Source organism: Actinomadura sediminis (assembly GCF_042675525.1).
In the GTDB taxonomy this organism is placed as follows: Bacteria; Actinomycetota; Actinomycetes; order Streptosporangiales; family Streptosporangiaceae; genus Spirillospora; species Spirillospora sediminis.
Genome location: NZ_JBHTJA010000001.1, coordinates 234,762 through 261,341 on the forward strand (window position 1 = coordinate 234,762; position 26,580 = coordinate 261,341).

27 protein-coding genes and 1 pseudogene are annotated in these 26,580 nt (G+C 75.5%); 10 read left to right on the forward strand and 18 right to left on the reverse strand.

What is annotated here, in order from left to right:
* The first annotated feature begins 88 nt into the window (after window positions 1-88).
* Window positions 89-811, forward strand: coding sequence for a YcnI family copper-binding membrane protein (locus ACFQ11_RS01105; protein ID WP_378295784.1), 723 nt, complete (start codon window positions 89-91; stop codon window positions 809-811).
* Window positions 808-1,392, forward strand: coding sequence for a copper resistance CopC family protein (locus ACFQ11_RS01110; RefSeq protein ID WP_378295786.1), 585 nt, complete (start codon window positions 808-810; stop codon window positions 1,390-1,392). Before ACFQ11_RS01105 ends, ACFQ11_RS01110 begins: the two co-directional genes overlap by 4 nt.
* 55 nt (window positions 1,393-1,447) lie before the next feature.
* Here the strand turns inward: ACFQ11_RS01110 and ACFQ11_RS01115 are convergent, their stop codons facing one another.
* The 9 genes and pseudogenes from ACFQ11_RS01115 to ACFQ11_RS01155 all read right to left on the reverse strand — a co-directional run bounded on the left by ACFQ11_RS01115 (window position 1,448) and on the right by ACFQ11_RS01155 (window position 9,367).
* Window positions 1,448-2,095: an O-methyltransferase gene (locus ACFQ11_RS01115; RefSeq protein ID WP_378295787.1), complete on the reverse strand. Its 648-nt coding sequence runs from the start codon at window positions 2,093-2,095 to the stop codon at window positions 1,448-1,450.
* Entirely contained in the window at window positions 2,092-3,033 is a 942-nt protein-coding gene (locus ACFQ11_RS01120; RefSeq protein WP_378295788.1) for a TauD/TfdA family dioxygenase, read from the reverse strand. Before ACFQ11_RS01120 ends, ACFQ11_RS01115 begins: the two co-directional genes overlap by 4 nt.
* The gene (locus ACFQ11_RS01125) at window positions 3,017-4,645 is read right to left on the reverse strand and encodes an AMP-binding protein (RefSeq protein WP_378295789.1); all 1,629 of its coding nucleotides are present in this window, start codon (window positions 4,643-4,645) and stop codon (window positions 3,017-3,019) included. Before ACFQ11_RS01125 ends, ACFQ11_RS01120 begins: the two co-directional genes overlap by 17 nt.
* Complete coding sequence (locus ACFQ11_RS01130) at window positions 4,632-5,291, reverse strand: thermostable hemolysin (protein ID WP_378295905.1); 660 nt, start codon at window positions 5,289-5,291, stop codon at window positions 4,632-4,634. Before ACFQ11_RS01130 ends, ACFQ11_RS01125 begins: the two co-directional genes overlap by 14 nt.
* Window positions 5,292-5,302: 11 nt before the next feature.
* On the reverse strand, window positions 5,303-6,304 hold the full coding sequence (locus tag ACFQ11_RS01135) for a methyltransferase (protein ID WP_378295790.1): 1,002 nt from the start codon (window positions 6,302-6,304) through the stop codon (window positions 5,303-5,305).
* A gap of 129 nt (window positions 6,305-6,433) precedes the next feature.
* Complete coding sequence (locus ACFQ11_RS01140; protein WP_378295906.1) at window positions 6,434-6,625, reverse strand: amidase family protein; 192 nt, start codon at window positions 6,623-6,625, stop codon at window positions 6,434-6,436.
* A 73-nt stretch (window positions 6,626-6,698) separates the two neighbouring features.
* Window positions 6,699-7,904 (reverse strand): annotated as a pseudogene (locus ACFQ11_RS01145) (amidase); the annotation flags it as partial.
* A gap of 51 nt (window positions 7,905-7,955) precedes the next feature.
* A complete protein-coding gene (locus ACFQ11_RS01150; protein WP_378295792.1) occupies window positions 7,956-8,567 on the reverse strand; it encodes a flavodoxin family protein in 612 nt (203 codons plus the stop codon).
* A gap of 287 nt (window positions 8,568-8,854) precedes the next feature.
* A complete protein-coding gene (locus ACFQ11_RS01155) occupies window positions 8,855-9,367 on the reverse strand; it encodes a MarR family winged helix-turn-helix transcriptional regulator (RefSeq protein WP_378295793.1) in 513 nt (170 codons plus the stop codon).
* A 200-nt stretch (window positions 9,368-9,567) separates the two neighbouring features.
* On the opposite strand from ACFQ11_RS01155, the gene ACFQ11_RS01160 reads away from it, so the two are divergent.
* From ACFQ11_RS01160 to ACFQ11_RS01185, 6 genes are read left to right on the forward strand one after another with little or no spacing between them, the layout of a single operon-like run.
* A complete protein-coding gene (locus ACFQ11_RS01160; protein WP_378295794.1) occupies window positions 9,568-10,107 on the forward strand; it encodes a nuclear transport factor 2 family protein in 540 nt (179 codons plus the stop codon).
* Window positions 10,104-11,372: an amidohydrolase family protein gene (locus ACFQ11_RS01165; RefSeq protein ID WP_378295795.1), complete on the forward strand. Its 1,269-nt coding sequence runs from the start codon at window positions 10,104-10,106 to the stop codon at window positions 11,370-11,372. Before ACFQ11_RS01160 ends, ACFQ11_RS01165 begins: the two co-directional genes overlap by 4 nt.
* Window positions 11,369-12,124, forward strand: a complete 756-nt coding sequence (locus ACFQ11_RS01170) for an alpha/beta fold hydrolase (protein ID WP_378295796.1) — start codon at window positions 11,369-11,371, stop codon at window positions 12,122-12,124. Before ACFQ11_RS01165 ends, ACFQ11_RS01170 begins: the two co-directional genes overlap by 4 nt.
* The gene (locus ACFQ11_RS01175; protein WP_378295797.1) at window positions 12,121-12,621 is read left to right on the forward strand and encodes a globin family protein; all 501 of its coding nucleotides are present in this window, start codon (window positions 12,121-12,123) and stop codon (window positions 12,619-12,621) included. Before ACFQ11_RS01170 ends, ACFQ11_RS01175 begins: the two co-directional genes overlap by 4 nt.
* A 34-nt stretch (window positions 12,622-12,655) precedes the next feature.
* Complete coding sequence (locus ACFQ11_RS01180; protein WP_378295799.1) at window positions 12,656-14,737, forward strand: MMPL family transporter; 2,082 nt, start codon at window positions 12,656-12,658, stop codon at window positions 14,735-14,737.
* A 4-nt stretch (window positions 14,738-14,741) separates the two neighbouring features.
* Complete coding sequence (locus ACFQ11_RS01185) at window positions 14,742-15,353, forward strand: TetR/AcrR family transcriptional regulator (protein ID WP_378295800.1); 612 nt, start codon at window positions 14,742-14,744, stop codon at window positions 15,351-15,353.
* Window positions 15,354-15,357: 4 nt separating this feature from the next.
* On the opposite strand, the gene ACFQ11_RS01190 is transcribed toward ACFQ11_RS01185, so the two are convergent.
* Genes ACFQ11_RS01190 through ACFQ11_RS01210 form a run of 5 tightly spaced genes read right to left on the reverse strand, consistent with a single transcriptional unit; the run spans window position 15,358 to window position 18,164 of the window.
* Complete coding sequence (locus tag ACFQ11_RS01190) at window positions 15,358-15,747, reverse strand: hypothetical protein (protein WP_378295802.1); 390 nt, start codon at window positions 15,745-15,747, stop codon at window positions 15,358-15,360.
* Window positions 15,744-15,983, reverse strand: coding sequence for a ribbon-helix-helix domain-containing protein (locus ACFQ11_RS01195; RefSeq protein WP_378295804.1), 240 nt, complete (start codon window positions 15,981-15,983; stop codon window positions 15,744-15,746). Before ACFQ11_RS01195 ends, ACFQ11_RS01190 begins: the two co-directional genes overlap by 4 nt.
* Window positions 15,984-16,028: 45 nt before the next feature.
* The gene (locus ACFQ11_RS01200) at window positions 16,029-16,346 is read right to left on the reverse strand and encodes a winged helix-turn-helix domain-containing protein (RefSeq protein ID WP_378295805.1); all 318 of its coding nucleotides are present in this window, start codon (window positions 16,344-16,346) and stop codon (window positions 16,029-16,031) included.
* The gene (locus ACFQ11_RS01205; protein ID WP_378295806.1) at window positions 16,346-16,801 is read right to left on the reverse strand and encodes a hypothetical protein; all 456 of its coding nucleotides are present in this window, start codon (window positions 16,799-16,801) and stop codon (window positions 16,346-16,348) included. Before ACFQ11_RS01205 ends, ACFQ11_RS01200 begins: the two co-directional genes overlap by 1 nt.
* Before the next feature lie 13 nt (window positions 16,802-16,814).
* Entirely contained in the window at window positions 16,815-18,164 is a 1,350-nt protein-coding gene (locus ACFQ11_RS01210; RefSeq protein ID WP_378295807.1) for an MFS transporter, read from the reverse strand.
* An 84-nt stretch (window positions 18,165-18,248) separates the two neighbouring features.
* Between ACFQ11_RS01210 and ACFQ11_RS01215 the strand changes: the two genes are divergently transcribed.
* On the forward strand, window positions 18,249-18,872 hold the full coding sequence (locus ACFQ11_RS01215; protein WP_378295808.1) for a TetR/AcrR family transcriptional regulator: 624 nt from the start codon (window positions 18,249-18,251) through the stop codon (window positions 18,870-18,872).
* A 54-nt stretch (window positions 18,873-18,926) separates the two neighbouring features.
* Here the strand turns inward: ACFQ11_RS01215 and ACFQ11_RS01220 are convergent, their stop codons facing one another.
* The 3 genes from ACFQ11_RS01220 to ACFQ11_RS01230 are packed head-to-tail and all read right to left on the reverse strand — an operon-like array spanning window position 18,927 to window position 21,972.
* The gene (locus tag ACFQ11_RS01220; RefSeq protein WP_378295809.1) at window positions 18,927-19,850 is read right to left on the reverse strand and encodes an SMP-30/gluconolactonase/LRE family protein; all 924 of its coding nucleotides are present in this window, start codon (window positions 19,848-19,850) and stop codon (window positions 18,927-18,929) included.
* Window positions 19,851-19,852: 2 nt separating this feature from the next.
* Complete coding sequence (locus ACFQ11_RS01225; protein WP_378295810.1) at window positions 19,853-20,740, reverse strand: NAD(P)H-binding protein; 888 nt, start codon at window positions 20,738-20,740, stop codon at window positions 19,853-19,855.
* Between the two features lie 2 nt (window positions 20,741-20,742).
* The gene (locus ACFQ11_RS01230; protein WP_378295812.1) at window positions 20,743-21,972 is read right to left on the reverse strand and encodes an MFS transporter; all 1,230 of its coding nucleotides are present in this window, start codon (window positions 21,970-21,972) and stop codon (window positions 20,743-20,745) included.
* A gap of 100 nt (window positions 21,973-22,072) precedes the next feature.
* On the opposite strand from ACFQ11_RS01230, the gene ACFQ11_RS01235 reads away from it, so the two are divergent.
* Window positions 22,073-22,963 (forward strand): LysR family transcriptional regulator, encoded by an 891-nt coding sequence (locus ACFQ11_RS01235; RefSeq protein WP_378295813.1) that lies wholly within the window; start codon window positions 22,073-22,075, stop codon window positions 22,961-22,963.
* A 132-nt stretch (window positions 22,964-23,095) separates the two neighbouring features.
* Here ACFQ11_RS01235 and ACFQ11_RS01240 read toward each other — a convergent pair whose 3' ends face one another.
* Complete coding sequence (locus tag ACFQ11_RS01240; protein WP_378295814.1) at window positions 23,096-26,470, reverse strand: S8 family peptidase; 3,375 nt, start codon at window positions 26,468-26,470, stop codon at window positions 23,096-23,098.
* Window positions 26,471-26,580 lie beyond the last annotated feature (110 nt).

Consider the following 26,580-nt stretch of genomic DNA (forward strand, 5'->3'; position numbering starts at 1 on the left):
CGGGACGGGACGGGCGCCGGACGCCCCGGACGCCGCCCGGCGATCCGGACCCGACGCTTCTCTCACCTCCTCGAACGGAGCCCCCGACATGTCCTTCAATCCGTACGCCCGGCGCGCGGCGGCCGTCGCCGCCCTGGGCGCGGCCGGGCTCGTGGGCCTGGCCACGGCCGCGTCCGCGCACGTCACCGTGAATCCCGACGCGGCCGAGCAGGGCTCGTGGGCGAAGGTGTCGTTCCGCGTCCCGAACGAGCGCGACGACGCCGCGACCACCAGGCTGCAGATCGACCTGCCGGCCGAGCACCCGCTCCGGTCGGTTTCCGTCCGTCCCGTCCCGGGCTGGGACGTCGAGACGGAGAAGACGAAGCTGCCCGAACCGGTGAAGACCGAAAGCGGCACGATCACCGAGGCCGTCACCCGCATCACCTGGACGGGCGGGAAGATCGAGCCCGGCCGGTTCCAGGAGTTCGACGTCTCGTTCGGCCCGCTGCCCGCGGACGCCGACCGGATGATGTTCAAGGCGGCGCAGACGTACGAGGGCGGCGAGGTCGTCGACTGGGACGAGCCGACGCCCGAGGGCGGCGCCGAGCCCGAGCACCCGGCGCCCGTCCTCGCGCTGACGCCCGCCGGGTCCGGTTCCGGGCACGGGCGGGACGCGGACGCGAAGCTCACCGCGACCGGCGGGACGTCCGGCGGTGCGGCGGAGGCGAGCGACGGCACCGCCCGGCTGCTCGGCGGCGTCGGCATCGGCGCCGGGGTCGTCGGCATCGCGGTCGGCGGCGTCGGCCTCGCGCGGGCGCGGAGCCGGGCATGAGGCGCGCACTCGGAGCCGCGCTCGCGGCCGTCCTCACGCTCGCGGCGGCGCTCGCGTTCGCCGCGCCCGCCACCGCGCACACCGCCCTGACGGGCTCGAACCCGAAGGAGGGCTCGACCGTCGCGCCGCCGTCCGAGATCGTCCTGACCTTCGCGAAGCCGGTGTCGCTGCCGCAGGTCGTCGTGACGGACGAGTCGGACGCGCGGCACGAGCTGGGCAAGCCGCAGTCGGTCGACAACGACGTCACGCAGGCGCTGAAGGCGCCGCTGCCGAACGGCGTCTACACGGTGGGCTGGCGCGCGGTGTCCCCGGACGGGCACCCGATCTCGGGCACGTTCGAGTTCACCGTCGAGGGCGCCGCGCCGTCCTCGCCCGCCGCGGACCCGGCCCCGTCCGCGGCCGGGTCCGCCCCGGCCTCGTCGCCGGCCTCGTCGCCGGCCTCGTCGCCGGCGGCGTCGTCCGAGCCGGAGGGGACGTCCGCGTCCTGGCTGTGGGTCGGGCTCGGCGCGCTCGTCGTCGCCCTCGGCGTCGGCGGCGTCGCGTGGCTGCGCCGCTCGAAGGGCGCCCGCCCGCAGGACTGACCGTCCCGGCCGCCGGCCCCGCTCGCCCGTCCGGACGGGCGAGCGGGGCCGGGCCTCACCCGGCCCGGACCGAGAACTCGATCCCCTCCCCCAGCTCGAGCGGCTGCGAGACGTAGCCGTCGCCGCGCACGTGCTCCAGGAACTCCGGCGGGAGCATCGGGAGGTTGTCGGACACCACGCAGGCGCCGGGCCGCAGCGCGGGCTCCAGCACCCGCAGCACCGGGAGGTACAGCTCCTTCCAGCCGTCGAGCAGGAGGACCCCCACGGGCTCCGGCAGGTCGGCCAGTTCCTCCGCGGCGTCCCCCACCCGGATCTCGACCAGGTCGGCGAGTCCGGCCTCCGCCAGGTGCGCGGCCGCCCGGGCGGCCTTGCCCGGATGCAGCTCCGACCCGACGACCCGGCCCGTCCCGTTGTCGCGCAGCGCCGCCGCCAGGTAGATCGTCGAGATGCCGAACGAGGTCCCGAACTCCACGACGAGGGCGGGCCGCACGGTCCGGACGAGCTGGTACAGGAACCGTCCGACGCCGGGATGGACGGGCAGCGCCGCGTCCGCGCACAGCTCCGCGGCCTCCCGCGGGCCGGGCGGCGCGGGCCGCCCGGCGGCGGCCGCGTACGCGCGCTCCATCACCGCGGGGTCGCGCCGCCCCGCGTCGTCCTCCAGCCGCCGCAGCAGGGCCGCGACCCGGCCGCCGAGCGCGGTCACGGCCGCCCGGCCCCGGCCGGGTGCAGCGCCGGGTCGAGGTAGCTCTGCGCGTTGTAGATCGTCCGGTCGGCGTCCAGGATCTCGCGGCGCCCGTGCATGACGCGGGTGTTGTCGATCAGCGCGACGTCGCCGTCCCGCCAGTCCAGGTCCTCGGTCAGCTCGTCGGTGAGCGCGCGCAGGGACGCGACGAGCCCGGCGGGGAGTTCCGCGCCGTCCGCGAACGTGATCCTGGGCTTCTCGTAGTTGTAGGACGGCCCGAAGATGCTGTTCGCCCACGCCGGGCGGCCGCCGAACAGCGTCGCCGGGGCGGCCGCGGGCGTCCGGTACGCGTAGAACACCGACCCGTCGTCGTCCAGCCGGAGCGTCGTGCCGGGGTCCCCGCCCGCCAGCGCGACCATGTCGGCGAACTCGATGTCGGCCAGGGGCTTGCGGCCCTCCAGGTTGTGGAAGACGAACGCCTTCCACTTGGCCTCGTCGACCCGGCGGCTGTAGACGATGTCCTGGCCGAACAGCGCGCGCGCCGCGTCGTCCAGCGCGTCCCACACGCGGTACCCGTCGCACACCGTCGTCTGGGAGCCGCGCGCGGCGGCCTTCTCGCACAGGAACCAGGTGAGGTCGGGCCGGAACGGGCTGTTGCCGTTCTCCAGATGCAGCCCCACGGCCGCGGTGCCGGCGTCGACCTTCTGGGCGACCTCGCCGCCGTGGAAGGACCGGGCCGGGTCCAGGGTGATCCGGCTGGAGTGCGCCTTGACGAACACCGAGAACCGGGCGAGGTCCGCGCCGAAGCCGCGGAACAGCAGGAACCCGGCGCGGGCGAGCGTCCGGATCGTCCAGGCGGGGTCCACGCCGTCCAGCCCCGCGCGCTCCGCCCCCGGGCCGGGCGTCACGAGCAGGCCGGTGCCGCGGCCGTACGGGCGGGTGTCAGGCGCCGCTGCCATCTGGGTCTCCTTCGTCATCGGCGTCTCCTTCGAGGTGCGGGGCGGTTCCCCCCGCGACGGCGGTCCGCACGGCCGCCCGCATCGGACGGCCCGTGACGGTGAAGTACGTGCGGTAGACGGCCTCGTCGGCCGCGAGGACGAGCGGGTCGGCGACGCGCTCGACCTGCGAGAGGTGCTCCTCCCCGAACGCGACGATCGCGCGGCGGGCGGCCGCCGGGTCGGTGCCCTCGCGGACCAGGAACAGCCCGCGCAGCTCCGCCATCCCGTCCCCGACGACCGCCGCGGCCCGGACGAACGGCAGGCGCGCGTACTGCGCCTCCACCCATTCGGGGGCGACGTTGCGGCCCGCGGCGGTGATGATGACGTTCTTCTTCCGGCCGGTGATGCGGATGAAGCCGTCGGCGTCGATCTCGGCGAGGTCCCCGGTGCGCAGCCGTCCCGCCGCGTCCACGGCCAGGCTGGACGGGTCGTCGCGGGTGTACCCGGCGAACAGCGAGGTGCTCTCGACCAGCAACTCGCCGTCCGGGGCGGTCGTGACGGTCACGTGCGGCAGCGGCCTGCCGACCGTGCCGATGCGGCGCGCGCCGGGCGTGTTCCAGCTCACCACCGAGCTGTTCTCCGACAGCCCGTACCCCTCGTGGACCGGCAGCCCCGCCCGCTCCAGCCGGTGCAGCACGTCCGGGTGGACCGGTGCGCCGCCGCAGCAGATCAGCGGGGCGTCCGGGGTGCCGAACAGCGCCGCGGGGACGGACCGTCCGGCGGCCCGCGCGGCCTCGGCCGCCGCCGCGAACTCGTCGACCAGCGCGGGCGTCGCCACCAGCGCGGTCGGCCGGGCGGCGGCCAGGTACGGCAGCATGTCCGACGCCGCGCCGGCGGCCGTCCCGACCAGGCGCGCCCCGGCGGGCGGCTGGACCAGCGTGCCGCCGTGCAGCACCACCATGTACAGGCCCGTCACCTGCTCGATCAGCAGGCTGAACGGCACCACCGAGACGTAGCGGGCGAACGCGCCGTCCGGCATCACCGCGCCGAGCGACTCCAGCAGCGCGGCCAGGCCGTGCGCCCGGATCCGGACGCCCTTGGGCCGCGACGTCGTCCCCGACGTGTGGATGATCTTGCACTCCCAGTCGGGGTCGGCCGCGTCGCCCGCCGGGAGCGCGAGCGGACGGCCGGCCGCGGCGGCCAGCTCGGCCGCCGACAACCGGACCACCGCGCACCCGGGCCGCAGCACCGCGTCCCGTCCCCACTGCGCGAGCCGCGCGGCGCCCTCGTCGTCGAGCAGGCACACGTCCGCCTCGGCCAGCAGCCCGGCCGCCTGCTCGGCGGAGAACGCGATCGGCACCGGGATCTCGACCAGCCGCGCCGCGAGCAGCGCGAGGTCGGCGATCACGAACTCGGGGGTGTTGCCGCAGACGACGCCGACCCGCGGGGGACGGTCCGGGACGGCCGCGGCACCGGCCGCGGACCCGGCGAGCCGGTCGGCGAGCGCCTGGGCGGCGCGGGTCGTCTCCCGGTACGTGAGGGTCCGCGCGACCCCGGCGTCGCCGTCCAGGACCTCGATCAGCGGCCGGTCGGTCTCCGCCAGCCGCAGCAGCGCGCGCTCAAGGATTCGCATGCCCCGCCACCCTCCGCTCGATCAGGCTGACCTGCATGTCGGAGAAGAGGTAGCGGCCCGTGGTGTCGGCGAACAGCCGGTGCAGCGCGTTCAGCGGGATCACGCCCACCTGGGGCTCCCGGTCGTAGTAGGTGCCCCAGCGCTCCCGGACCTCCGGGCCGCCGAGCCGCGCCGGGTCGGCCACCGCGAACGGGACGAACCCGATGCCGAGCCGGTCCAGCGACCGGATCAGCGGCCGGGTCGCGGTGCACAGGATGTACTGCATGCCGAGGCACCACGCGATGATCGGCGTGGCGCGGACGACCTCGCGGCCGATCAGCGGGCGGCGCGTGGCGAGCCCGCCGACCTCGACGACGCCCCGCCGGTCGGCGTCCGCGCCGAGGCGGCGGCCGATCTCCTCCTCGATCCCGCGGTCCAGGTACGCCTCGGAGAACAGCGGCCGGTCGCCGCCGAAGGTCAGCCCCGCGCAGGCGAGCACGGTGTCCGGTCCGTCCCCGCCGGGGTCGTCGGCGTCCGGGCGGGCCACGATGAACGCGTCGGGCGACGGGGACACGTCGGCGCCGTACTGCTCGGCGTACACGTCCCGGACCAGCGCGGCCGCCGCCGGCCACGCGCCCGTCATGTACTCCGCGACGGAGATCCTCATCCGCGGGCCGCTCATTTGGTGCCGACGGCCAGGGAGACCGACGACGGCAGCGGGAGGTGCTCCACCGAGTGCAGCCCGGCGCCCTCCAGCCACGACGCGATCTCCGGGAAGGAGTAGGTGCGGTCGCCCGAGCAGGCGAACATCGCGAGGCTGAACGCCGCGTTGTGCTCCTCGAGCTCCTCGCCGCGCACGTCCTCCAGGATCACCACCTTGCCGCCCGGGCGCAGCGCCTTCGCCGCCCGCGCGACCAGGTCCCGGTTCGTCTCCGGGGAGTGGTTGTGCACGATCTCGAACAGCAGGACCAGGTCGTAACCGGACCCGAGGTCGTCGGTGAGGAAGCTGCCGCGCCGCAGCTCGACGCGGTCCTGCAGCCCGGCCTCGGCGAGGGCCGCGCCGGTGCCCGCCAGCGCCTCCGGCAGGTCGAGGACGGTCGCGGTGAGGCCCGGGTGGCGGCGGCAGAACGCCATCGAGTGCAGGCCGTGCGAGCCGCCGAGGTCCAGCAGCCGCTCGGCCCCGTCGGGCACCGGCACGGCGTCGACGATCGCCGGGACCGTCAGCCGCGACTTGACCTTCATGTACTCGGAGAAGTCGCGGCCGGCGTCGGGCGCGTCGGCCCAGCGTTCCCACAGCGACCGGGTGGGGGCGCCCGCCCGCACCGCCTCGGGCAGCTCCCACAGCACGTTCGTCAGCTCGTACGCCCAGAGGAGCGCGGGCGTGAAGTCGTACTCGGCGCCGCTGTGCAGCCAGCGTTCGGCGAGCGGCCCCAGCCCGTAGCCGTCCGCGGATCGCTCCAACCAGCCGAGGACCGCCGCGACGTCGCAGACCGCGCGGGTGCCGTCCGGGTCCGCGCCGATGGCCTTCGCGAGATCGTGCAGGCTCTTCGGCCCGTCCTCCAGCGTGCGGAAGACGCCGAGCTTCGCGGCCGTCGTCAGCGCCGCGTACTTGATCGAGTTGCCGATCACCTCGTCGATCGGGTTGCCCCGCAGGTCGGTGTCGGTGGTGGTCGTGAACATGCCGGACTCCCTGTGGATGGTGGTGGACGCGCGGTGGGCGCGCGTGGACGACCCGGCCGGCGACGATGGCGGCCGAGGCGGGGATGCGGGGCGGGGGGCGGGGTGCGCGGGCGGGCGTTCCGCGGCCGGTCAGGCCCAGGGGCGCGCCGCCTCCAGCTGGGCGGCGAGGGCGAACAGCAGCGCCTCGTCGCCGAACCGTGCGGTGAACTGGACGCCGACGGGCACGCCCGCCGGGTCCCGGTGCAGCGGGACGGACATCGCCGGCTGGCCGGTCATGTTCGCCAGCGGCGTCTCGTGCGCGAACTCCAGGGCCCGCCGCAGCCGCCGCTCCGGCGGCGAACGCGCCGAGCGGCGGCGCCGGTTCGGCCGTCACCGGGCCGAGCAGCACGTCGTGGCGCGCGTGGAACGCCGCGAGCGTCCGGGCCGCGCGCTGGAGCCGTCCGACGGTCAGCAGGTAGTGGGCGGCGCTCAGCTCCCGTCCCCGCTCGTAGAGCCACCAGGTGAGCTCCTCGAACAGGTGCGGTTCGGGGCGGCGGCCCGCCGCGGCGCCGAGCGCGGTCACGGCCGAGGACACCCCGGCGGCCCAGACGTCCAGGAACGGTTCGGCGACGTCGCCGATGCCGATGCCGGGCGCGTCCTCGACCACCTCGTGGCCGAGGTCGGCGCACAGGTCGGCGGCGCGGCGGACGGCGCGGACGCACTCGGGATGCGGGTCGGTGAGGCCGCCGCGCACGGTGACGGCGACGCGCAGCCGGCCCGGACGGGCGGACGCGGCGGCGGCGCGGAACGAGCCGGGCGCGGGCGGCGCCCAGTAGGGGTCGCCCGGCGCGGGCCCGGCGACGAGGTCGAGCATCGCCGCGCTGTCGCGCACCGAGCGGCTCACGACGTGTTCGGCGGCGAGCCCGCTCATCAGGTCACCGGTGTCGGGCCCGAGCGGCGTCCGGGCGCGGGTCGGTTTGAGGCCGAACACGCCGCAGCAGGAGGCGGGGATCCGGATGGACCCGCCCGCGTCGTTGGCGTGCGCGACCGGCACCAGGCCCGCGGCCACCGCGGCGGCCGCGCCGCCGCTGGAGCCGCCCGCGCTGCGGCCGGGCGCCCACGGGTTGCGGGTCGGCCCGTGGTGCTCCGTCTCGGTCGTCGGCAGCACCCCGAACTCGGCGGTCGCGCTCTTGCCGAGGATCACCAGCCCGGCGGCGCGGAACCGCCGGACGAGCGTGGCGTCGTGCGGCGGCACGTACCCGGCGAGGAACGCCGATCCGGCCGTCGCCTCGACCCCGGCGCAGGACGGGCCGAGGTCCTTCAGCAGGAAGGGGACGCCGGCGAGCGGCGATCCCGGGTCGGGCGGCGGCCGCCGGGCGTCCTCCAGCGCCCGCTCGAAACAGGTGATCGGGACCGCGTTCAGGCGGTCGCGGGCCGCCTCGATGCGCGCGATCGCGGCCTCGGCCGCCTCCACGGCGCTCAGCCGGCCGGTGCGGATCAGTTCGGCCAGGCGGTGCCCGTCCGGTGTCTCGTCAGATGTCCCGGACGGGTCCGCGGGCGTCCCCGGCGGCCCGTCCTCGCGCGTGCCCGCGGGCACGCGCGCGTGCGTCTCCCCCTGCATGGTCCCCGTCCCCTGCGGTTCCCCCGTCGACCGGCCCGGTCGGCGGTGCGCTCAGGCCGACGCCAGTTCCCGGGCGCGGACGTCCCGGCCCCGGAGGTGGACGTGGGTGATCTCGGCGACGCGCCGGCCGAGGGCCTCGGCCGTCCGCAGGTCGCTCTCGCCCGGGGTCACGTCGGCGGGCTGGTCGTTGTTGGACTGGGACATCGCCCCGAGCCAGCTACCGAGCCGGTTGAGGTCCTCGGGGCCGCCGGTCGAGGTGTTCCAGCCGCCGTACTCGGCCAGGCCGACCCAGATCATGCCGTGCTGGGCGGCGAAGAGCGCGATGTTCACCAGCGAGTGGAGCTTGTCGCCCGCCATGTTCCCGCTGTTGGTGAACCCGGCGGCGATCTTGTCCTTCCACCGCATCCCGTCGCCCCAGACCTCGGTGGTGGCCTCGACGAACGCGCGGAACGCGGCGCTGGTGCCGCCCATGTACGTCGGGCTGCCGAAGATGATCGCGTCCGCCCCCTGGAGCGTCTCCCACAGCTCGTCGTTCAGCTCGGCGAGGGAGACGAGCGTCGCCTCCGTGTCCGGGACCTTGCCGGCGCCCGTGGCGACGGCCTCGGCCTGCTTGCCGGTGTGCCCGTACCCGCTGTGGTACGCGACGACGACTCGCGCCTGCATGCTGCCCCCTGCATCGGTTTCGTTGTCCTGAAAGCTATTTGTAAAGCTATAACGGGAGCTGAAGCTAGCCGGTTCCCGGCCGGGATCACAAGGCTCCCGCCGCAACTTCGGCTGGCCTGACTCGGCCATGCGGAACAAAAGGCCAGCTCAACGGGATCGATGCAGGTGACGGGACGCGGGCGGGCGGCGGGACGTCCGCTACGCTCGGCGTCGGCGCACGGGCTCGAACTTCGGGGGGAGTCGCTTTGCGGAAAGCAGTGCGCGCCCGGACGCGCGCGGCGCGGGCGTCAGCGGCGGAGCAGCACGCCGTCCTCCACGGACGCGAGGGCGACGCGGAGGAGTTCGCTGATCAGGCGGGCGGTCTGCTCGGGGATCCGCTCGACGAGCCGCTCGTGGGCCCGGGTGGTCAGCCGGACCGCCTCCTCGGTCACCTCGACGCCCCGCGGGGTCAGCCGCACCCAGCTGCTGCGCCCGTCCCGGTCGTCGCTCTCCCGGGCGACGTACCCGGCGGCGACCAGCCGCTTCACCGCGTTGCTGGTGCCGCCGGAGGACAGCAGCAGCGCGTTGGTCAGGTCGGTCGGCTTGAGCCGGTACGGCGCGCCGACGCGGCGCAGCGTCGCGAGGATCCCGTAGTCGGCCGGGGTCAGGCCGAGCTTGTCCAGCTCCTCGGCCGTGACCGCGTCGAACGCCGCGTTCAGCAGCGCGGTGCGCTTCGCGAGCTCGAGCGGGAGCCCGGCGACCTCGGGCAGTTCCTTGCGCCAGGCGGCGATGATCTCGTCGACGTGATCGGGTTCGTACATGCGGGGCTCCTGCTTCCTCCCGACAAAGGTACCTCGCGGCAAGATCCGCGGCGACGGGCCGTGTCCATAGCGTGATGCGAACATGCCGGTCCCGTCACGTACGGCCCCCGGCCCGGCCGCTTTCCGCCGGCCGCCCCCTTCCGAGGCGATCCCTTTTCAGATAGCTTTCGTGAAAGCAATACCGAACGGAGACCCGTGACATGACGCCCTCCATCGACCGCCGGAACCTGCTGCGCGCCGGGACGGTCACCGCGATCCCCGTCGCCGCGGCCGGGCTCGCGGGCCGTGCCGCCGCCGGCCCGGACCCCGCGGGCGGCGGCGTGCGCCCCCGGGACGTCGCGCGCTGGACCGCCGCCTACCTCGACGCCTGGCGGGCCAAGGACGCGGACGCGGCGGCCCTCCTGTTCACCGAGGACGCCCTGTACGAGGCGGTGCCGGGCGTGCCCGCGCAGACCTTCCGGGGCCGGGACGAGATCCGGCGGTACTGGACCGACATCACCGCCCCGCAGACCGACATGACCGGCCGGCACGGCGTCCCGCTGTGCTCCGGCGACCGGGCCGCCGTCGAACTCTGGGTGACGATGCGGATCCCGGCCGACGGCGGAGGCGCCCGCTGGGTCACGCTGATCGAGACGAACGTCCTGTACTTCGACCGGCGGATGCGGTGCCGCCGCAACGTCGAGTACTGGAACATGCAGGACGGACGCCTCGACCCGCCCCCGGGCTGGGGCGAACGGTGACCGCCGCGCGCACCTTGATCCGCGGCGGCCACGTCCTCACGATGGACCCGCGCCTCGGCGACCTCCCCGCGACGGACGTCCTCGTGGACGGCGACACCATCGCGGACGTGCGGCCCGGCATCGACGCCCCGGACGCCGACGTCGTCGACGCCGCCGGACGCCTCGTCCTCCCGGGGTTCGTGGACGCGCACCGGCACATGTGGCAGGCCGTCCTGCGCGGGTACGGCGCCGACCAGACCCTCGGCGAGTACTTCTCGACGGTCCTCGGCGGCCTCGGCCCCCGGCTCACCCCGGACGAGCTGTACCTCGGCGACCTGCTGAGCGCGCTCGCCGCCCTCGACGCCGGCATCACCACCGTCCAGGACATCTCGAACGTCCCCAAGCCGACCCCCGAGCACTCCGACGCGCTCGTCGCGGCGCTGCGGGACTCGGGCGTCCGCGCGGTGTTCGCCTACGGCCACGGCACCGCCGCGGACGCCGGGCGGCTGCGGGCCGGGGAGCTGTCGTCCGGCGGCCTCGTGACGATGGCGCTCAACGCGGAGGCGTCCGGCGACACCGACGTCCGGGACGGCTGGCGGCTGGCGCGCGACCTCGACGTCCCGATCGCGCTGCACGTCCGGGGCGGGGCGCCGCTGTCGCGCATCGACCGGGTGGCCGGGCTCCGTCCCGGCACCGTCTACATCCACGGGACCGGGCTCGCGCCCGGCGAGCTGCGGCTGATGGCCGACAGCGGCGGCGCCCTCGCCGTCGCGCCCGCGATCGAGCTGACGATGGGGCACGGGATGCCGCCGACCGGGGAGGCGCTCGCGGCCGGGCTGCGGCCCGCGCTGAGCACCGACGTCGAGGTGGCCGCGGCGGGCGACATGTTCACGCAGATGCGCGCCGCCTTCCAGGCGGCGCGCTTCGCCGCGCTGCACGGCCCGTCGTCCGGCGGGCCGCTGCCGACCGTCCGCGCGGTGCTGGAGTGGGCGACGGTCGACGGCGCGCGGGCGCTCGGCCTCGACGGCCGGGTGGGGGCCGTCCGCCCGGGCATGCAGGCCGACCTCATCGTGCTGGACACGTCCCGCCCGGGCGTCCGGCCGATCTACGACCCGGCCGGGACGATCGTCTCCGCGATGGACCGCGCGGACGTCGACACCGTCCTGGTGGCCGGGCGGTTCCGCAAGCGCGGCGGACGCCTCGCGCACCCCGGGATCGCCGGGCTCCTGGAGCGGGCGGACACCGTCCGCGACCGCCTTCGAGCACTCGACGGAGGGATCTCGTGACCGTCACCCGCACAATCCTGACCGGCCTGGCACTGCTGGGCGCCGTCGCCACCGGCTGCACCGCCGAACCCGCCGTGGAACCGGTGGCTCGACCGATGGAGGAGGCGCCCGTGCCGCGGACGCCGGCGCAACCGCTCCGGACCGAACGCGTCGACGCCCCCGAGTGCTTCGCCGGGCACGGCGCGTCCGCGTACCGGCTGCCCGGCACCGGCGACGCCCGGCTGGTCACCCTCGGACGCGGCCGCACCGGCGTCGTGTTCGCACCGATCTCGTGGGGGGACGCGTGCGAGTGGGCGCCGGAGGCGGTGCGGCTCGCCCGCGCCGGGCACCGCGTCGTCACGTTCGACTGGGGCCCGGACCGGCGCGAGACGGTGTCGGCCGCCACCCGCCTCCTCCGCGAGCAGGGCGCGGCGGAGACGGCGTGGGTGGGCGGCTGCATGGGCGGCAACGTCATGCTGGGGATGGCCGCGGACGCCCGGCCCGCGGGCGTCGCCGCCGCGAGCCCGCTGCCGTCGCTCGGCGGCCTCGGCGACGGGCGGGACGGCTACCGGGGCGAGATCTTCGTGCTCGGCACCACCGACGACCCGCTCGTGGCGGAGTCCGAGCTGCGCGAGGCCGCCGGCCGGTACGACGGCGCGGAGCTGACCGTCCTGCCGGGCACCGAGCACGCGGCGGAGATGTTCACCGGTCCCCGCGCCGCCGACGCCCGCCGCGCCCTCGACGCCTTCCTGGCACGGACGTTCGCTTCTTGATCGTTCCCGCCGCCGCGCGGGTGATCACGACGGACGTGCGCGGCGCGGGCTCGTCCGTCCCGGCCGTGTACGAGTGGGCGGGCGGCGCCGAGGCGTTCGAGCGGCTCACCGAGGTGTTCCGCTGCCCCGACCGGTACAGCCGGGAGCGCGGCGGCTACCGGCGCATGGTCAGGGAGCACCTCGGCGGGTCGATCACCGGGGCGCAGCGCCGCCGCTGGGCGTCGCTGCCGATGGACGCCGCCGACGAGGTCGGCCTCCCCGACGACCCCCGAGTTCTGCGCCGCGTTCGCGTCGTACATCGAACGGGGCACCCGCATCGCCCTCGCGAACTCGCGGCCCGGCGCGTCCCCGCCCCTGAAAGCCCCGATGCCGCGCTGGGGCTGGGGCGTCGCGCCGCCGTACGTCCCCGGGAAGCCCTGACGGCGGCCGCGGGACCGGCGGCGTCCGTCCGGGTGTTTCTGCGGCCGGGCGTTGACCCAAAGGTGCTAGTCAACTAACAATTGCTATTCGACTAGCACTTAGGAGGGTGTCGTGGCGGTGGTGCTGGCCCGGGTGGGGCGGTGGTGCTTTCGGCGGCGGTGGGCGGTGACGCTCGTGTGGGCGGGGCTGCTCGCGGTGTGCGGGGCGGGGGCGGCGCTGCTGTCCGCGCCGACGCAGGACGAGTTCTCGGTGCCGGGCACCGAGGCGCAGCGGGCGAACGAGCTGGTCGCGGAGCGGTTCCCGGAGGCCGCGGGCGGCGGGGCGCAGGCCCGGGTCGTCCTGGCCGGGGCACCGGACGAACGTGCACTGCGGGCGGTCGTCCGGCGGGTCGAGGGCGTGCCCGAGGTGGCGGGGGTCGCGGGACCGCTCGTCTCGCCGGACGGACGGGTCGCGGTGCTGGAGGTCGCGTTCCGGGTCCCGGCGGACGAGCTGACGGACGGCGACCGCGAGGCGCTCCGGGACGCGGCGCGGTCGCCGGGGCTGCGGGTGGAGCTGAGCGGGGACGCGGTGCCGCCGCCGGAGGAGGGCGCCGGGGAGCTGGCGGGCGTCGCGGTGGCGGCGGTCGTGCTGACGGTGACGCTCGGGTCGCTGACGGCGGCGGGGCTGCCGCTGCTGTCGGCGGTCGTCGGGATCGGCGTCGGGCTGTCGGCGATCGTGGCGGCGTCGGGGTTCCTGACGCTGAACTCCGACACCCCGGCGCTCGCGCTGATGCTCGGCCTCGCGGTCGCGATCGACTACGCGCTGTTCATCATCTCCCGGTACCGGGACGAGGTCCACGGCGGGCGGGAGCCCGAGGACGCGGCCGGGCACGCGGTGGGGACGGCCGGGACGGCGGTGGTGTTCGCGGGCCTGACGGTCGTGGTCGCGCTGGCGGGCCTCGCCGTCGTGGGCATCCCGGTGCTGACGGAACTCGGGGTCGCGGCGGCACTGACGGTGGCGGTGTCGGTGCTGGTCGCGCTGACGCTGCTGCCCGCGCTGGTCGGGTTCGCGGGGCGGCGCGTGCTGGGCCGCCGCCCCGCGCGGGCGGGGGCGGGACGGTGGGGACGGTTCGTCACCGCGCGTCCCGTCCCGGTGCTGGCGGTCGCCGTCGCGGCGCTGGCGGTCGCGGCGCTTCCGGCGCTGGACCTGCGGCTCGGGCTGCCCGACGACGGCACGGCGCCGCCGGACACGACGCAGCGGCAGGCGCACGACCTGGTCGCGGACGCGTTCGGCCCCGGGTTCAACGGCCCGCTGACGCTGGTGGTGCGGGACGCGGACGCCGCGGCGGCGGCCCGGCGGGTGGCGGCGGACGTCCGGCGGCTGGACGTCGCCGCCGCCCGGACGGTCGCGGTCGACGCGGCGGGACGGACGGCGCTCGTGGAGGTCGTGCCGGAGAGCGGGCCGACGAGCGAGGAGACCGAGGAGCTCATCGAGACGATCCGGGACGAGACGGGGCCCGGCGTCGCCGTGACCGGGCGAACGGCGATCGACGTCGACACGTCCCGGAAGCTGGCGGACGCGATGGCGCGCTACCTGATCGTCGTGGTGGGGCTGGCGTTCGTGCTGCTCATGCTCGTGTTCCGGTCGGTGGTGGTGCCGCTGAAGGCGACCGCCGGGTTCCTGCTGAGCATCGCGGCGACGTTCGGCGCGGTGGTCGCGGTGTTCCAGTGGGGCTGGCTGGAGGGCGTCGGCGTGCACGCGTCGGGGATCATCGTGAACCTGCTGCCGGTGATGATGATCGGCATGGTGTTCGGCCTGGCGATGGACTACCAGGTGTTCCTCGTCACCCGGATGCGGGAGGAGCACGTGCGGGGCGCGGAGCCGGTGCCGGCGGTCGTCGCGGGCCTCGCGCACGGTTCGCGGGTCGTGACGGCGGCGGCGCTCATCATGATCAGCGTGTTCGGCGGGTTCGTCCTGTCGGACCTGCCGATGCTCCAGTCGTTCGGGTTCGCGCTGGCCGTCGCGGTGTTCTTCGACGCGTTCGTGGTGCGGATGACGATCGTCCCGGCGGTGCTGGCGCTGCTCGGCCGGGCGGCCTGGTGGCTGCCCCGGTGGCTGGACCGGGCCCTGCCGCGGGTGGACGTCGAGGGCGGCGGCCTCGCGTCGGCCGATGGGCGCCCGGCGCGGGAGGTGAGCCGCCCGGGGGCTCGGTAGTGTCGTGCCCGCAGGCACGGACGGGAGGTGCGCGGTGGCGCCGGGGCTGCGGGAGCGGAAGAAGGCCAGGACGCGGGCGCTGATCCAGGCGACGGCGCTGCGGCTGTTCCGGGAGCACGGGTACGAGGCGACCACGGTCGAGCAGATCGCGCGGGCGGCCGAGGTCGCGCACACCACCGTGTTCCGCTATTTCCCGACGAAGGAGGACCTGGTCGTCAGCGACGACTACGACCCGGTCCTGTTCGAGGCGCTGCGGGCGCAGCCGCCGGACGTCCCGCCGCTGCGGGCGCTGCGCGCGGCGATGCGCGTGACGCTCGAGGCGCTGTCGCCCGCCGACCTGGCCGCCGCCCGGGACCGGGCCGTCCTGATCCTGGACGTCCCGGCGCTGCGGGGCGCGTCCTTCGGGAACGTGCTCGCGACGATGCGGGCGCTCGGCGACGTCCTCGCCGAGCGGACGGGCCGCGCCCCGGACGACGTCGCGGTGCGGACGCTCACGGGGGCGATCTTCGGGGTGTTCCTGGAGCTGATGGTCCGGTGGGTCGAGGACCCGTCGATGGTCCTGCCGGACGCCGTCGACGAGGCGCTCGCGGCGCTCGAGTCGGGCCCGGCGCTGTGACCGCTCAGGGGATCGGCTCGACCCGGACGTCCGGGACGCCGGTGTAGGCGTCGGGCGCGGCGGTGAGGATCGGCCAGCGGCGCCAGCGCGCGGACCAGGCGGCCTGCGCCACGTCGAGCCGCAGGTCGGGGGCGGCGGCGACGAGCCGCCCGGTCTGCTGGGCGATGATGTCGTCGAGGTCGTCGACCTGGACGACCTGCATGGCGGGCAGCCGTTCCAGGACGGTGCGGCCCCGGTCGGGGACGAGCTGCCACGCGCGGGCGAGCGCGGCGGCGGGGATCACGACCGTCGCGTGCTGCGCGATCGAGGCGCGCAGCCGGGCCCGCACGTAGATGGTCTTGCCGGTGGCCAGGTCCAGGAGGGCGGTCGCGTCGAAGACCTGACCGGTGATCACTGGGCGTGCCGGGGGTGCGGGGTTCCCTCGTCGACCAGGTGGTCGATCATGGCCTGCTCGTCGGGGGTCGGCGGTCCGAACAGCTCGTCGACGGTCGCGGCGTCCCGCAGGTAGGACAGCTTGAGGCGGGCGCCGTCGGCGAGGAACCCGGACACCGACGCGATCTTCTTGTCCTCGGCGAGCCCCTGGAGCGTGGCGGCCAGCTCATCGGGGAGCGTGATGTTGAGACGCGCCATGCCCCGAGGATACACACTCGTGACCTCCCGAGTGTGTATCCGGGGTCAGGAGGTCCCGCCTCCGGCGGAGGCGTGGCGGGCGGCGGCGACGATGGCCTCGAGTGCCGCCGCGTGCCGCGCGAACGCCTCCCGGCCCTGCGGGGTGAGGCGCACGTGGGTGCGGCGCACGCCCCCGTCGCGGCCTTTCCGGACGTCCACGTAGCCGGCGTTCGCCAGTGCGGTGAGCTGCTTGGACAGGGCCGAGTCGCTGGTGCCGACGGAGTCGCGGACGAACGCGAACTCGACCCAGTCGGCGGGCGCGAGGAGCGCGACGATCGACAGCCGCGCGGGCACGTGCAGGAACTCGTCGAACCCGGTCTCCATCAGGCGCGCCGGACGACCGACTCGAAGATCCGCCGGGACGGCCCGGCGAGCACGAGGAAGAGCAGCGCGAGGGCGGCGGCGGCCCACACCCGGGGGGCGGGCAGGCCGAACGACAGGACGCCGAGCGAGGCGACGATCGTGAAGGCGATGTACGCGACGATCACGGCGGCGGCCGCCCCGATCACGTACAGCCCCTCGGGGACGTTCGCCTTCCGCTTGACGGGCGACCGGCGGCGCTGCAGTGTCGCGCCGCCGATCAGGATGCCCTCGCCCACGAGGAAGAGCACGGTGCTCCACGGCGACGGCAGGTCGCTCGACGCGAGGGCGACGAAGAGCCCGAACGCGGTCAGCAGCATGTAGGGGCGGGCGAACTGGTGCCGGACGTACTCGTCGCGCGTCCGCTCCTGCATGCGCTGGACGTCGGCGAGCGCGGCCTGGGCGTCGTTGGTGTTCATGGACCCTCCTCGTTCACTTTCCTGAGAGGAAAGTAGCACGTACTTTCCTCTGAGGAAAGTCGCGGGCGAGGACGGGCAGCGCGGCCAGGGTCGCGACCGCGCCGAGCGCGAACGCGCCGCGCAGGCCGCCGAGCGAGTAGTCCGCCAGGGCCCACACCGTGGTGGCGAGCGCCGGGCCGAGCGAGAAGCCGAGCTGGCGGGCGAGGCTCTGCGCGGCTCCGGCGCTGCCGTGCAGCCCGGCCGGCGCGCCGGACATGACCGTCGCGAAGTTCGGCCCGGCGAACAGCCCGGTGCCGAGGCCGACGAGGGCGAGCCGCCAGCTCAGGTCCGCCGGGTGCCAACCGCCGCCCGCGAACACCAGCAGCAGGCCGCCCGTGCCCGCGATCGCGAGCCCGAGGAAGGCGGTGCGGGCCGCGCCCCAGCGGTCCCCGAGGTACCCGCCGGCCGGGCCGGCGAGCACCATCGCGACCGGCATGGCGACGATCGCGCCCGCGGTGCCGAGCGCGGACAGGCCCAGCGTCTCCTGCAGGTAGAACGGCGCGAGGAACTCGACCAGGGAGATCGCGAGGGCGTTCAGCAGGACGGCGGCGATCGGCCCGGCCGCGGGGGTCCGCGCGAGGGCCCGCACCGGCCGGCTCGCGGCCGTCCGCCACCAGGCCAGGACGAACGGGACGGCGGCCGGTGCGAGCGCGAGCCAGCCGATGCCGTGGCTCGCGGTGAACGACAGCGACACCAGCAGGGCCGTCGCGGCGCCCCCGAGCAGGACCGTCTCCCCCGCGAAGTCGCGGCCGGGGGCGCGCAGCCCGTCCGGCGGCAGCGTCGCCACCGCGATCGCGACGACCGCCACGGCGACGGGAACGTTGATGTAGAAGATCCACGGCCAGCCCCAGAACTCGACGATGAGGCCGCCGAGCGGCGGGCCGCTGACGGCGCCGAGCGGCCCCAGCGTCATGACGAGCGCGCTCGCCCGCCCGGCCGCGCCGTCCGGCACGGAACGCACCACCACCATCGGGATCACCGCGAACAGCAGCCCGGCGAACGCGCCCTGCGCCAGCCGCGCGGCGACCAGCCACTCCAGGCCCGGGGCGAGTCCCGCGGCGACGCTCGCGAGCGCGAACCCCGTGACGGCGAACAGCAGCGCGGAGCGCGGGCCCGTCCGGTCGAGCCACCGGCCCGCGGGCAGGGTGAGGGCGATCAGCGGGAGCAGGTACCCGAGGACGACCCATTCGGTCGCCGACGTCGGGACGCCGAAGTCCCGTTCGAGCCGGGGCAGCGCGACGGCGACGATGCTCGTGTCGAGCGTCGCCATGAAGATGACCAGGCCGCAGCCCACGACCGGCCACCAGTGACTCCTGTCGGACAAGACCGTCCCTCCATAACTGCACACTGTGTGCACTTCACGAAAGTACACACACTGTGTACTTTCATGCAATGGGACGATGGAGAGGTGACCAGGGCGATCGAGGAACCGCGGAACGCGCGCAGCCGCCGCTCCCGCGCGGCGCTGCTGCGGGCCGCGCGCGAGATCGTCGAGGAGAGCGGCGTCGCGGCGGCGACGATGGCGGCCGTGGCGGAACGCGCCGGGGTGTCCCGCCGCGCCGTCTACCTGCACTTCGCGTCCCGCGCCGACCTGATGAGCGAGCTGTTCGCCTACGTCAACGAGGTCGAGGACATCGAGGGCCGCTTCGCCGCCGTCGGCGACGCCCCGGACGCCGCCACGGCCCTCGACGAGTTCTCGCGCGCCCACGCGCACTTCATGGCGCGCATCCTGCCCGTCTCCCTCGCCGTCGAGCGCGAGGCCCGCACCGACCCGGACGCCGCGCGCCACTGGGAGACGGCGATGTACTGGCGGAACGCGACGAACCGCGCACTGATCCGGCGGCTCGCCGACGAGGGCGTCCTCGCCCCCGGCTGGACGGTCGACACCGCGTCCGACATGCTGCTGGCCCTCATCGCCAACGGCGTGAGCGCCACCCTCTTCGACCGTGGCTGGACGCCGGACCAGGTCGGCGAGCACATGTCACGGCTGCTGCGCTCCACCTTCGCCGCAGGTGCCGGCACCCGAACATGACCGTCCGGACGCCGGCACCCTCGCCTTCGGCCGCCCCCGCGGGGCGGCGAGCCGTCACGGACGCGGAACGGCGACGGCGGTGTAGGACGTCGACGGGGTCGGCGTCGTGGTGAAGCGGGCGTTCGGGAGGTACAGCCGGGACCCGAACGCGGCCATGGTCGAGGGCACGTCGAACAGCCGGGGGTGGCCGACCCGCCGGACCACCCGGCCCTCGGTCCCCGCCGCGTTCAGCCGCAGCACGGCCACGGTGTTCAGCCGGTTCTGCACCGCGTACAGCGTCCGCCCGCGCAGCAGCAGGCCGTCGCCCTCCGGCAGCGACTCGCCGTGCAGTTCCACCCGCCGGGTCTCGCCGGACGGCTCGACGCGGAACAGCCCGCCGGTGTTCGACTGCACGACGAGCAGCGCCCGTCCGTCCGGCGTCGGCGTGATGCCGTTGGCGTTGAAGCCGGAACCGTAGACCAGGTCGCCGGTGAGCGGGATCCGCAGCGCGCCGGCGGGCAGCCGCCCGCCGTGCAGGGGCAGTTTGTAGAGCACCGGGTCGGTGGAGTCGGTGAACCACGCCGCGTCCCGGGTGAGGACGACGTCGTTGACGAACGTGGGGCCGGTCGCCAGCCGGTACGAGGCCAGCACCCGGCCGGTGCGGACGTCGAGGACTCGCGCGTCCCCGCCCGTCCCGCCCGCCACGAACAGCCGTCCGTGCCCGTCGGTCTTCAGCCCGAGGGCCGGTGTGCCGGGCCCGCGCGCGAGGATCGCGCCGCGTCCGGTACGCAGGTCGGCGCGGTAGATGGAACCGTCGGCCATGGAGCCGATGTAGGCGACCGGGCCCGGTCCGGTCGCGATGCCCTCGGGCCGGAAACCGTCCGGCAGCCGGATCGTGGCCGGGAACACCGCCGGGCGGGACTCGGCGGCCGCGGCGGCCGGCGCCGCCGGGACGATGAGCCCGGCGGTGAGCAGCGCGGAGATCACGTGACGTCGCATGGTCATGCCTTTCGTGCGGACGGGACGAACGCGGCGGCGTGGTCGCGGACGAAGTCGGCGATGTCGCGCGGGGGACGGCCGAGGAGTTCGGCGACCGTGCCGGTGGCGAAGTCGCCCCAGCCGGACGCGTACGCCTGCGCGTACTCCTCCAGCATGTCGACGATCCACGCCGGGACGCCGTGGCCGAGCAGCGCCTTGCGCTTGGCGTCGTCGGCGACCGGCAGGTACGCGACCGGCCTGCCGAGTGCGCGGCCCATCTCCCCGGCGACCTCCTCGAACGTCACCGAGCGCGGGCCGGTGAGGGTGTAGGTCGCGCCGTGGTGCCGGCCGGGCGGGTCGAGGAGCACGCGCGCGGCGCAGGCGGCGACGTCCCGGGCGTCGATCATGCCGAGCCGCGCCGACGCCATGTTCAGCGAGAACGCGCCGCCGGCGGAGACGTCGCCCGCCTCGTTCAGCAGGTTCTGCATGAACCAGTGCGGCCGCAGGATCGTCCAGGACATGCCGCACGCCTCGGTCTCGCGGTCGGACAGCGCGTGCAGCCTGCCGCTGCGGTTCGGCGCGTCGTGCGCGGCGCCCACGACCGACAGCCGCACGATCCGCTCCGCCCCGGCCCGGCGCGCCGCCCACAGCGCGTTCATGCTGTGCTCCGGGGCGCGCGGGCCGTTGGGGACGAGCAGCCACACGTCCTGCACGCCCGCGAAGGCGGGCGGCAGCGTCCCGGGGTCGTCGAGGTCGCCGACGACGGTGTCGGCGCCCCGCCCGCGCGGGCCGCCGGCCTTGGACGCGTCCCGGACCAGCGCGCGGACGCGCACGTCCGTCCCGGCCAGCGCGTCCATCAGCGCGGTCGACACGGTCCCGGTGGCCCCGATGATCAGTACGGTGCGCGGCATTCTCATTCTCCCTTGACGGTGACGGTGACGGGGGCGGTGGCGGGGGCGGGGCTCGCGGGCCGTCCGGCCGCGCGGCGCACGGAGCGGCGCTCCAGGCCCCAGAGCAGGACGGTTCCGGCGGAGAGGGCGCCGCCGAGGACGCACACTCCCGTCCAGCCGCCCCGCGCCCAGACCACCGACGTCAGCGCGGAGCCCGCCGCGCCGCCGACGAAGAAGGCGGTCATGAAGGCCGAGTTGATCCGGTTGCGGGCCTCGGGCCGCAGCGCGTAGACGACGTTCTGGCTGCTGTTGAGCACGCCCTGATGCGCCAGGTCGAGCACGACCACGCCGGCCAGCAGCGGGATCAGCGCGTCCGCGCCGAAGGCGAGCACCGCCCAGGACGCCGCCAGCAGGATCGTCGCGGTGCCGCTCACGACCTGGACGAGCCCGCGGTCGGCGAGCCGTCCGGCCACCATGGCGGTCACCGCCCCCACGGCGCCGACCAGCCCGAACATCCCGATGGCCGACTCCGACCAGTCGTACGGCGGCCGCGCCAGCAGGAACGTCAGGGCCGTCCACAGCGCGCTGAACGACGCGAGGCTCAGCGCCGCGATCGCCGCCCGCCACCGCAGCAGCGGCTCGTACCGGAACATCGCCACCGTCGAGCGCAGCAGCGCCGGGTACGACAGCCGCCCGCGGCCTTCGCCGTCCAGGCGGGGCAGGAAGACGCGCAGCAGGACGGCCATCAGCGCCATCAGGACCGCGCTCGCCCAGTACACCGTCCGCCACCCGCCCAGCTCGGACAGCGCGCCCGACGCCGTCCGCGCCAGCAGCAGCCCCAGCATGAGCCCGGTCATCACCGTGCCGACGACCCGGCCGCGCTCCGCCGGTGCCGCCAGCGTCGCCGCGAACGGCACCACGACCTGCGCGCCCACCGACGTCAGCGCGGTCAGCGCCGTGCCGACGAGCAGCACCGTGCCGTTCGGCGCGGCCGCCGACACGAGCAGGAAACCGGCGGTCGCCGCGTACAGGATCACGGCGAGGCGCCGCCGGTCCATCAGGTCGCCGAGCGGCACCAGCAGGATCAGTCCCAGCGCGTACCCGGCCTGCGCCGCCGTCACGATCAGCGCCGCCGCCACCGTCCCGACGTCCAGTTCCCGGCCGATCAGGTCGAGGAGCGGCTGCGCGAAGTAGTTGCCCGCGACCGCGAGTCCGGTCGCCGTCGACATGAGCAGGAGCAGGCCCCGTGGCATGCCCCTCGCGTGATTCTCCATGCCTTCAGCCTCGGGCGCGGAGCATCAATGAGTCCAACACATGCTTTTCATGAGAACGATCGCGTACCACGATTGGTCCATGGACCTCCAGCAGATGCGTTACGTGCTCGCCGTCGCGGAGACGAACAACTTCACCCGCGCCGCCGAACGGTGCCGGGTCGTCCAGTCCGCGCTGAGCCACCAGATCGCGCGGCTGGAACGCGAGCTGGGCGCGAAACTGTTCGAGCGCACCAGCCGCCGCGTCCGGCTCACTCCCGCCGGGGAGGCGTTCCTGCCCGCCGCCCGGCAGGCGCTGGACGCCGCCGAGCGGGCGCGCGCCGAGGTCGCGGCCGCCGCGGGCGAGATCCGCGGCACGCTCGCCATCGGCGCGATCCCCACCGTCACCGCCGTCGACCTCCCGACCGAGCTGCGCCGGTTCCACCTGCGGCACCCGCGCGTCCGGATCACCCTCCGGTCCGGCGCGAGCGAGCTGCTGGCCGAACGGGTCCGGGACGGCGACCTCGACCTCGCGTTCCTGGGCCTGCCGCCGGACGTGCGGCCCAAGGGCGTCCGGGGACGCGAGCTGACGCGCGGGGAGCTCGTCGTGCTCGTCCCGCCCGACCATCCGCTCGCCGGCGAGGCGGAGACGGACCTGCCCCGGCTGGCGGACGAACCGTTCGTCGACTTCGCGTCCGGCTCGGCCGCCCGCGCCCAGTCCGACCAGGCGTTCGAGGCGGCCGGGGTGCGCCGCGACGTCGCCTTCGAGATCACGACCCCCCACTTCATGGCCGCGCTGATCCGGCAGGGGCTCGGCATCGGCATGCTGCCCGCCGCGTTCGTGTCCGACCTGCCGGACCTGCCCGCCGTCCGCCTCCGCGACGCCCCCGCCCGGGTGGAGCACCTCGTCTGGAGCCGCTTCCGCCCGTCCCCCGCCGCCGCGGCCTTCCTCGCCGACCTGGGCGCCGCGCGCCCGGACGCGGCGGGCGCGTGACGGCGGGAACCGCGCGGACACGGGACGGGGGCGGCGCGGCGACCACGGGTCGCCGCGCCGCCCCCCAGGTGTCCCTCGGCTCGCGCGCCTCCGACTACAGCAGAGCGGAATGCTCCATTCCTATCGTTGCGGTCAGTGGACGGTGTACGCGCGGATGATCGTCTGGTCGATCGCGCTGCCGCCCGCGTCCTGTGCGGCGACGCGCAGGGAGACGGAGCGGCCCTTCGCGGCGGACGGGAGCGGAGCGCTGAACTCGCCGCCGCCGAGGGACGTCGCCTCGGCGGGCGCCCACGTCTCGCCGTCGTCGGTGGACGTCCAGAAGCGGAGCCCGGTGACCTTCGCCTTCTCCGTGCCCGCCATGCGCGCCACCCTGAAGACGGCGGGTTCCCCGGTCGGGCGGTTCATCAGGTCGAAGTTCAGGTCGTAGTCGACGAGGAGGAGCGGCAGGCGGGCCTCCGCGTGCCCGCGCGGGGCGCGGGACCGGAACGTCCAGGACGTCGAGGTGCGGGTCGACACCGGGAGGATCGCCGACGCGTCGTTCTCGTACGTCAGCGTGAGCTCGCGGTCGTCCGGCGGGACGGCGAACTCGCCGAACGCGCCGTTCGCCGCGCCGAGCTTCTCGTCCCCGGCGAACAGCGCCATGCGGCCCTCGACCTCGTGCATCCCGCAGTCGAAGCCGTCCGGGCGGGCCTGGAGATCGACGAGCGCGACGCGCAGGTGGCCGCGCGTCCGCGCCGGCGGGTACCGGACGCAGGAGCTGGGCGAGACGCCGGTGCCGGAGTACGGTCCCGGGCGCAGCGGCTGCCGGCCCCAGTCGCGGGTGAGCCGTTCGCCCGGTTCGAGTTCGGTGAACGTGCCCTGGTCGATCCACGTCTCCTCGCCGAACCGGACGGACGCGTAGTCCATCCAGCGCCAGCCCTCCGGGACCGACACGTGATCGGTGCGGGTCGTCCCGGGCTCCGCCTCGCCGTCCGCGTCGAACGCCAGCAGGCCCTCGGGGCTCATCCCGTACCGCTTCCCGCCCATGGCGCGGCCGGTCTCGCCGTTGAACGCGGCGAACCGCTGTTCCACGTGCGCCATCGTCCGCAGCTCGGCGGGCGTGACGACGTGGGCGGGGTCGGCGGGGACGCCGTCGCCGAGCGGATGCACGACGTCGTAGACCGCGCCCGGCGCGGTCAGCCGGTGGTAGGTGGTCGCCTTGAACGTCCCGGTCTCGACGCCGTCCATCGGGACCGTGTACACCGGCGCGGCGGCGGGGTCGAAGGAGTACGCGAAGTTCGACCACAGCGCCTGGTCGGTGTACTGGACGGCGTCCGCCGACGACATCGTCGTCGCGGTCCGCACGCCCTGGACGCTCGCCGCGACCCGGGCGGCCCTGGCGCCGTCGAGCGTCACGGTCACGTCCCGGTCGACGAGCACTTCGGGATCGCCCGCGAGAGCCGAGCGCCAGTCGGCGTAGTCGTCCACGTTGCCGACGACGGAGTACCGCCCCTCCGGCACGCGGATCTTCGTGCCCTCCGCCGTCACCTCGGGATAGTCGGAGAACTCCGCGACGTCGTCCAGGTCGACGACGAGCGCGGACGCGCCGAAGTCCGCCGGGGCGGTGCCGGGCAGCGGGGTCGCCTTGATCGTGAGGGTGTGGGCCGGGGGCTCGACGTAGAAGGTCGCGAGGGTCGCGAGGGTCGCGCCGCCGCCCTTCGCCGTGACCACGGCGGTGTGCAGGCCGGGGTCGAGCTCGGACGCGTCGATCGTCAGCGGGGCCGTCGCGGTGCCCCCGGCCGGGACGTCCACGCGGGACGGGACGGACGCGGCGCCGTTCGTCCGGCGTCCGTCGCGATCGACCACCTCGACGTCCAGGCGGAGCCGGGCCGGGCGGCCCGCCGACGTCCAGCCGAGCTTCGCCGTCAGGTCGCCGTGCCCGGGGTACGCGGACGTGCCGAGGTCGACGACGCCCCGCTCCGCGAGGACGGGCGTGCGCGCGGCCTCGCCGGCGTCGATCCGCCCGGCGCCGCGCTCGTACGCGTCGCCGCCGGTCGCCGGGTCGGCGGTGCCGGCCAGGGCGGCCTTGAGGCGGGCGGGGCCCCAGCCGGGGTGCTTCGCGGCGAGCAGCGCGGCGGCGCCCGCGACGTGCGGGGCGGCCATCGAGGTGCCGGACAGCTTCGTGTAGTCCGCGTCGAGCGGGGTGCCGAGCGCGGTGCCGTCGGCGCGGGCGGCGACGATGTCGACTCCGGGGGCGACGACCTCGGGTTTGGCGGTGTTCCCGACCGGGCCGCGGCTGGAGAACTCCGCGAGGCGGTCGCGGGCGTCGACCGCGCCGACGGTCAGCGCGGCGGCGGCCGTCCCGGGCGAGCCCACCGCCTCGATGCCGCCCTCGTTGCCGGCCGCGACGACGAACAGGGTGCCGTGCTCGCGGGTGAGGTCGTCCAGCGCGAGCGACAGCGGGTCGGTGCCGTCGGTGGGGGCGCCGCCGAGGCTCATGTTGACGACGTCGGCGCGCGGCGCGGCCCACTCCATCCCGGCGATGACGGAGGAGTCGGTGCCGTACCCGTCGTCGCCGAGGACCTTCCCGATCAGCAGGCGCGCGTCCGGGGCGACGCCCTTGCGTTCGCCGGACGACGCGGCGCCCGTCCCCGCGACCGTCGCGGCGACGTGCGTCCCGTGGCCCTGGCGGTCGGTGGCGTCGGGCGACTCGGAGAAGTTCTTCGTCTCGGCGATGCGTCCCTCGAGGTCGGGATGCCCGGCGTCCACGCCGGTGTCGAGGACCGCGACCTTCGCGCCCTCGCCGGTGAGCCCGGCGCGCCACGCGGCCGGTGCGCCGACCTGCCGCAGGTTCCGGTCGAGGCGGCGGGTCTCGGGAGCGGCGGGGGCGGCGGGGGCCGAAGGCGCGTAGCTCGCCTCGACCTTGCCGTCCAGCCAGACGCGCTCGATGCCGCCGGTCGACTTCGTCGACGGCCCGTTCATGCGGGCCAGCGCGGCGCCGAGGCCGCCGGCGTCCTTCTTGGGCTGCCGGACGGCGACGGCGCCGATGCTCGGCAGGTCGCGGGACGCGCGCAGCGCGCCGCCGAGGGCCGACAGGGCGCGCGGGCCGCCGGTCCGCCGGACGATCAGCGGCAGGTCCGTGCTGCGGGCGTCGTCGTAGCCCTGCTCGATCAGGGCGGTCACGTCGAACAGTTCGGGGTCGATGACCCGGCCGACCAGGCCGGCGACGTCGATCGGGGTGACGACGACGTGCCCGTCCGGCCGGATCTCCTTGCGGAAGGAACGCTCGTCGCGTCCGGGCGCGGGCGTCACCGAGACGAGCGGCGGCCCGCCCTCGACCGTCCGGACCGTGACGACGTCGCCGGTCAGCAGCGTGACCTTCCAGGACTTGCCCGGGGCGAGGTCGCCGGCCGGGGCCGTGGCGGGGGGCGCGGGCGGGGCGGCGTGCGCGGGGGCGGGCACCGCCGCCAGCGCGCCCGCGGCGAGCAGGGAGCCGAGCAGGGCCCGGCTCCGGCGTTGGGGACTCATTGATCTCCTCTGGGGGACGCGTCTGCCCCCTTCTCTGCCGGAGGGGGCGTCCGCATTCACCCCAGAGGTCCCGTAAGCCCCAGATTTCTTACACGCCGGGGAACCGGAAT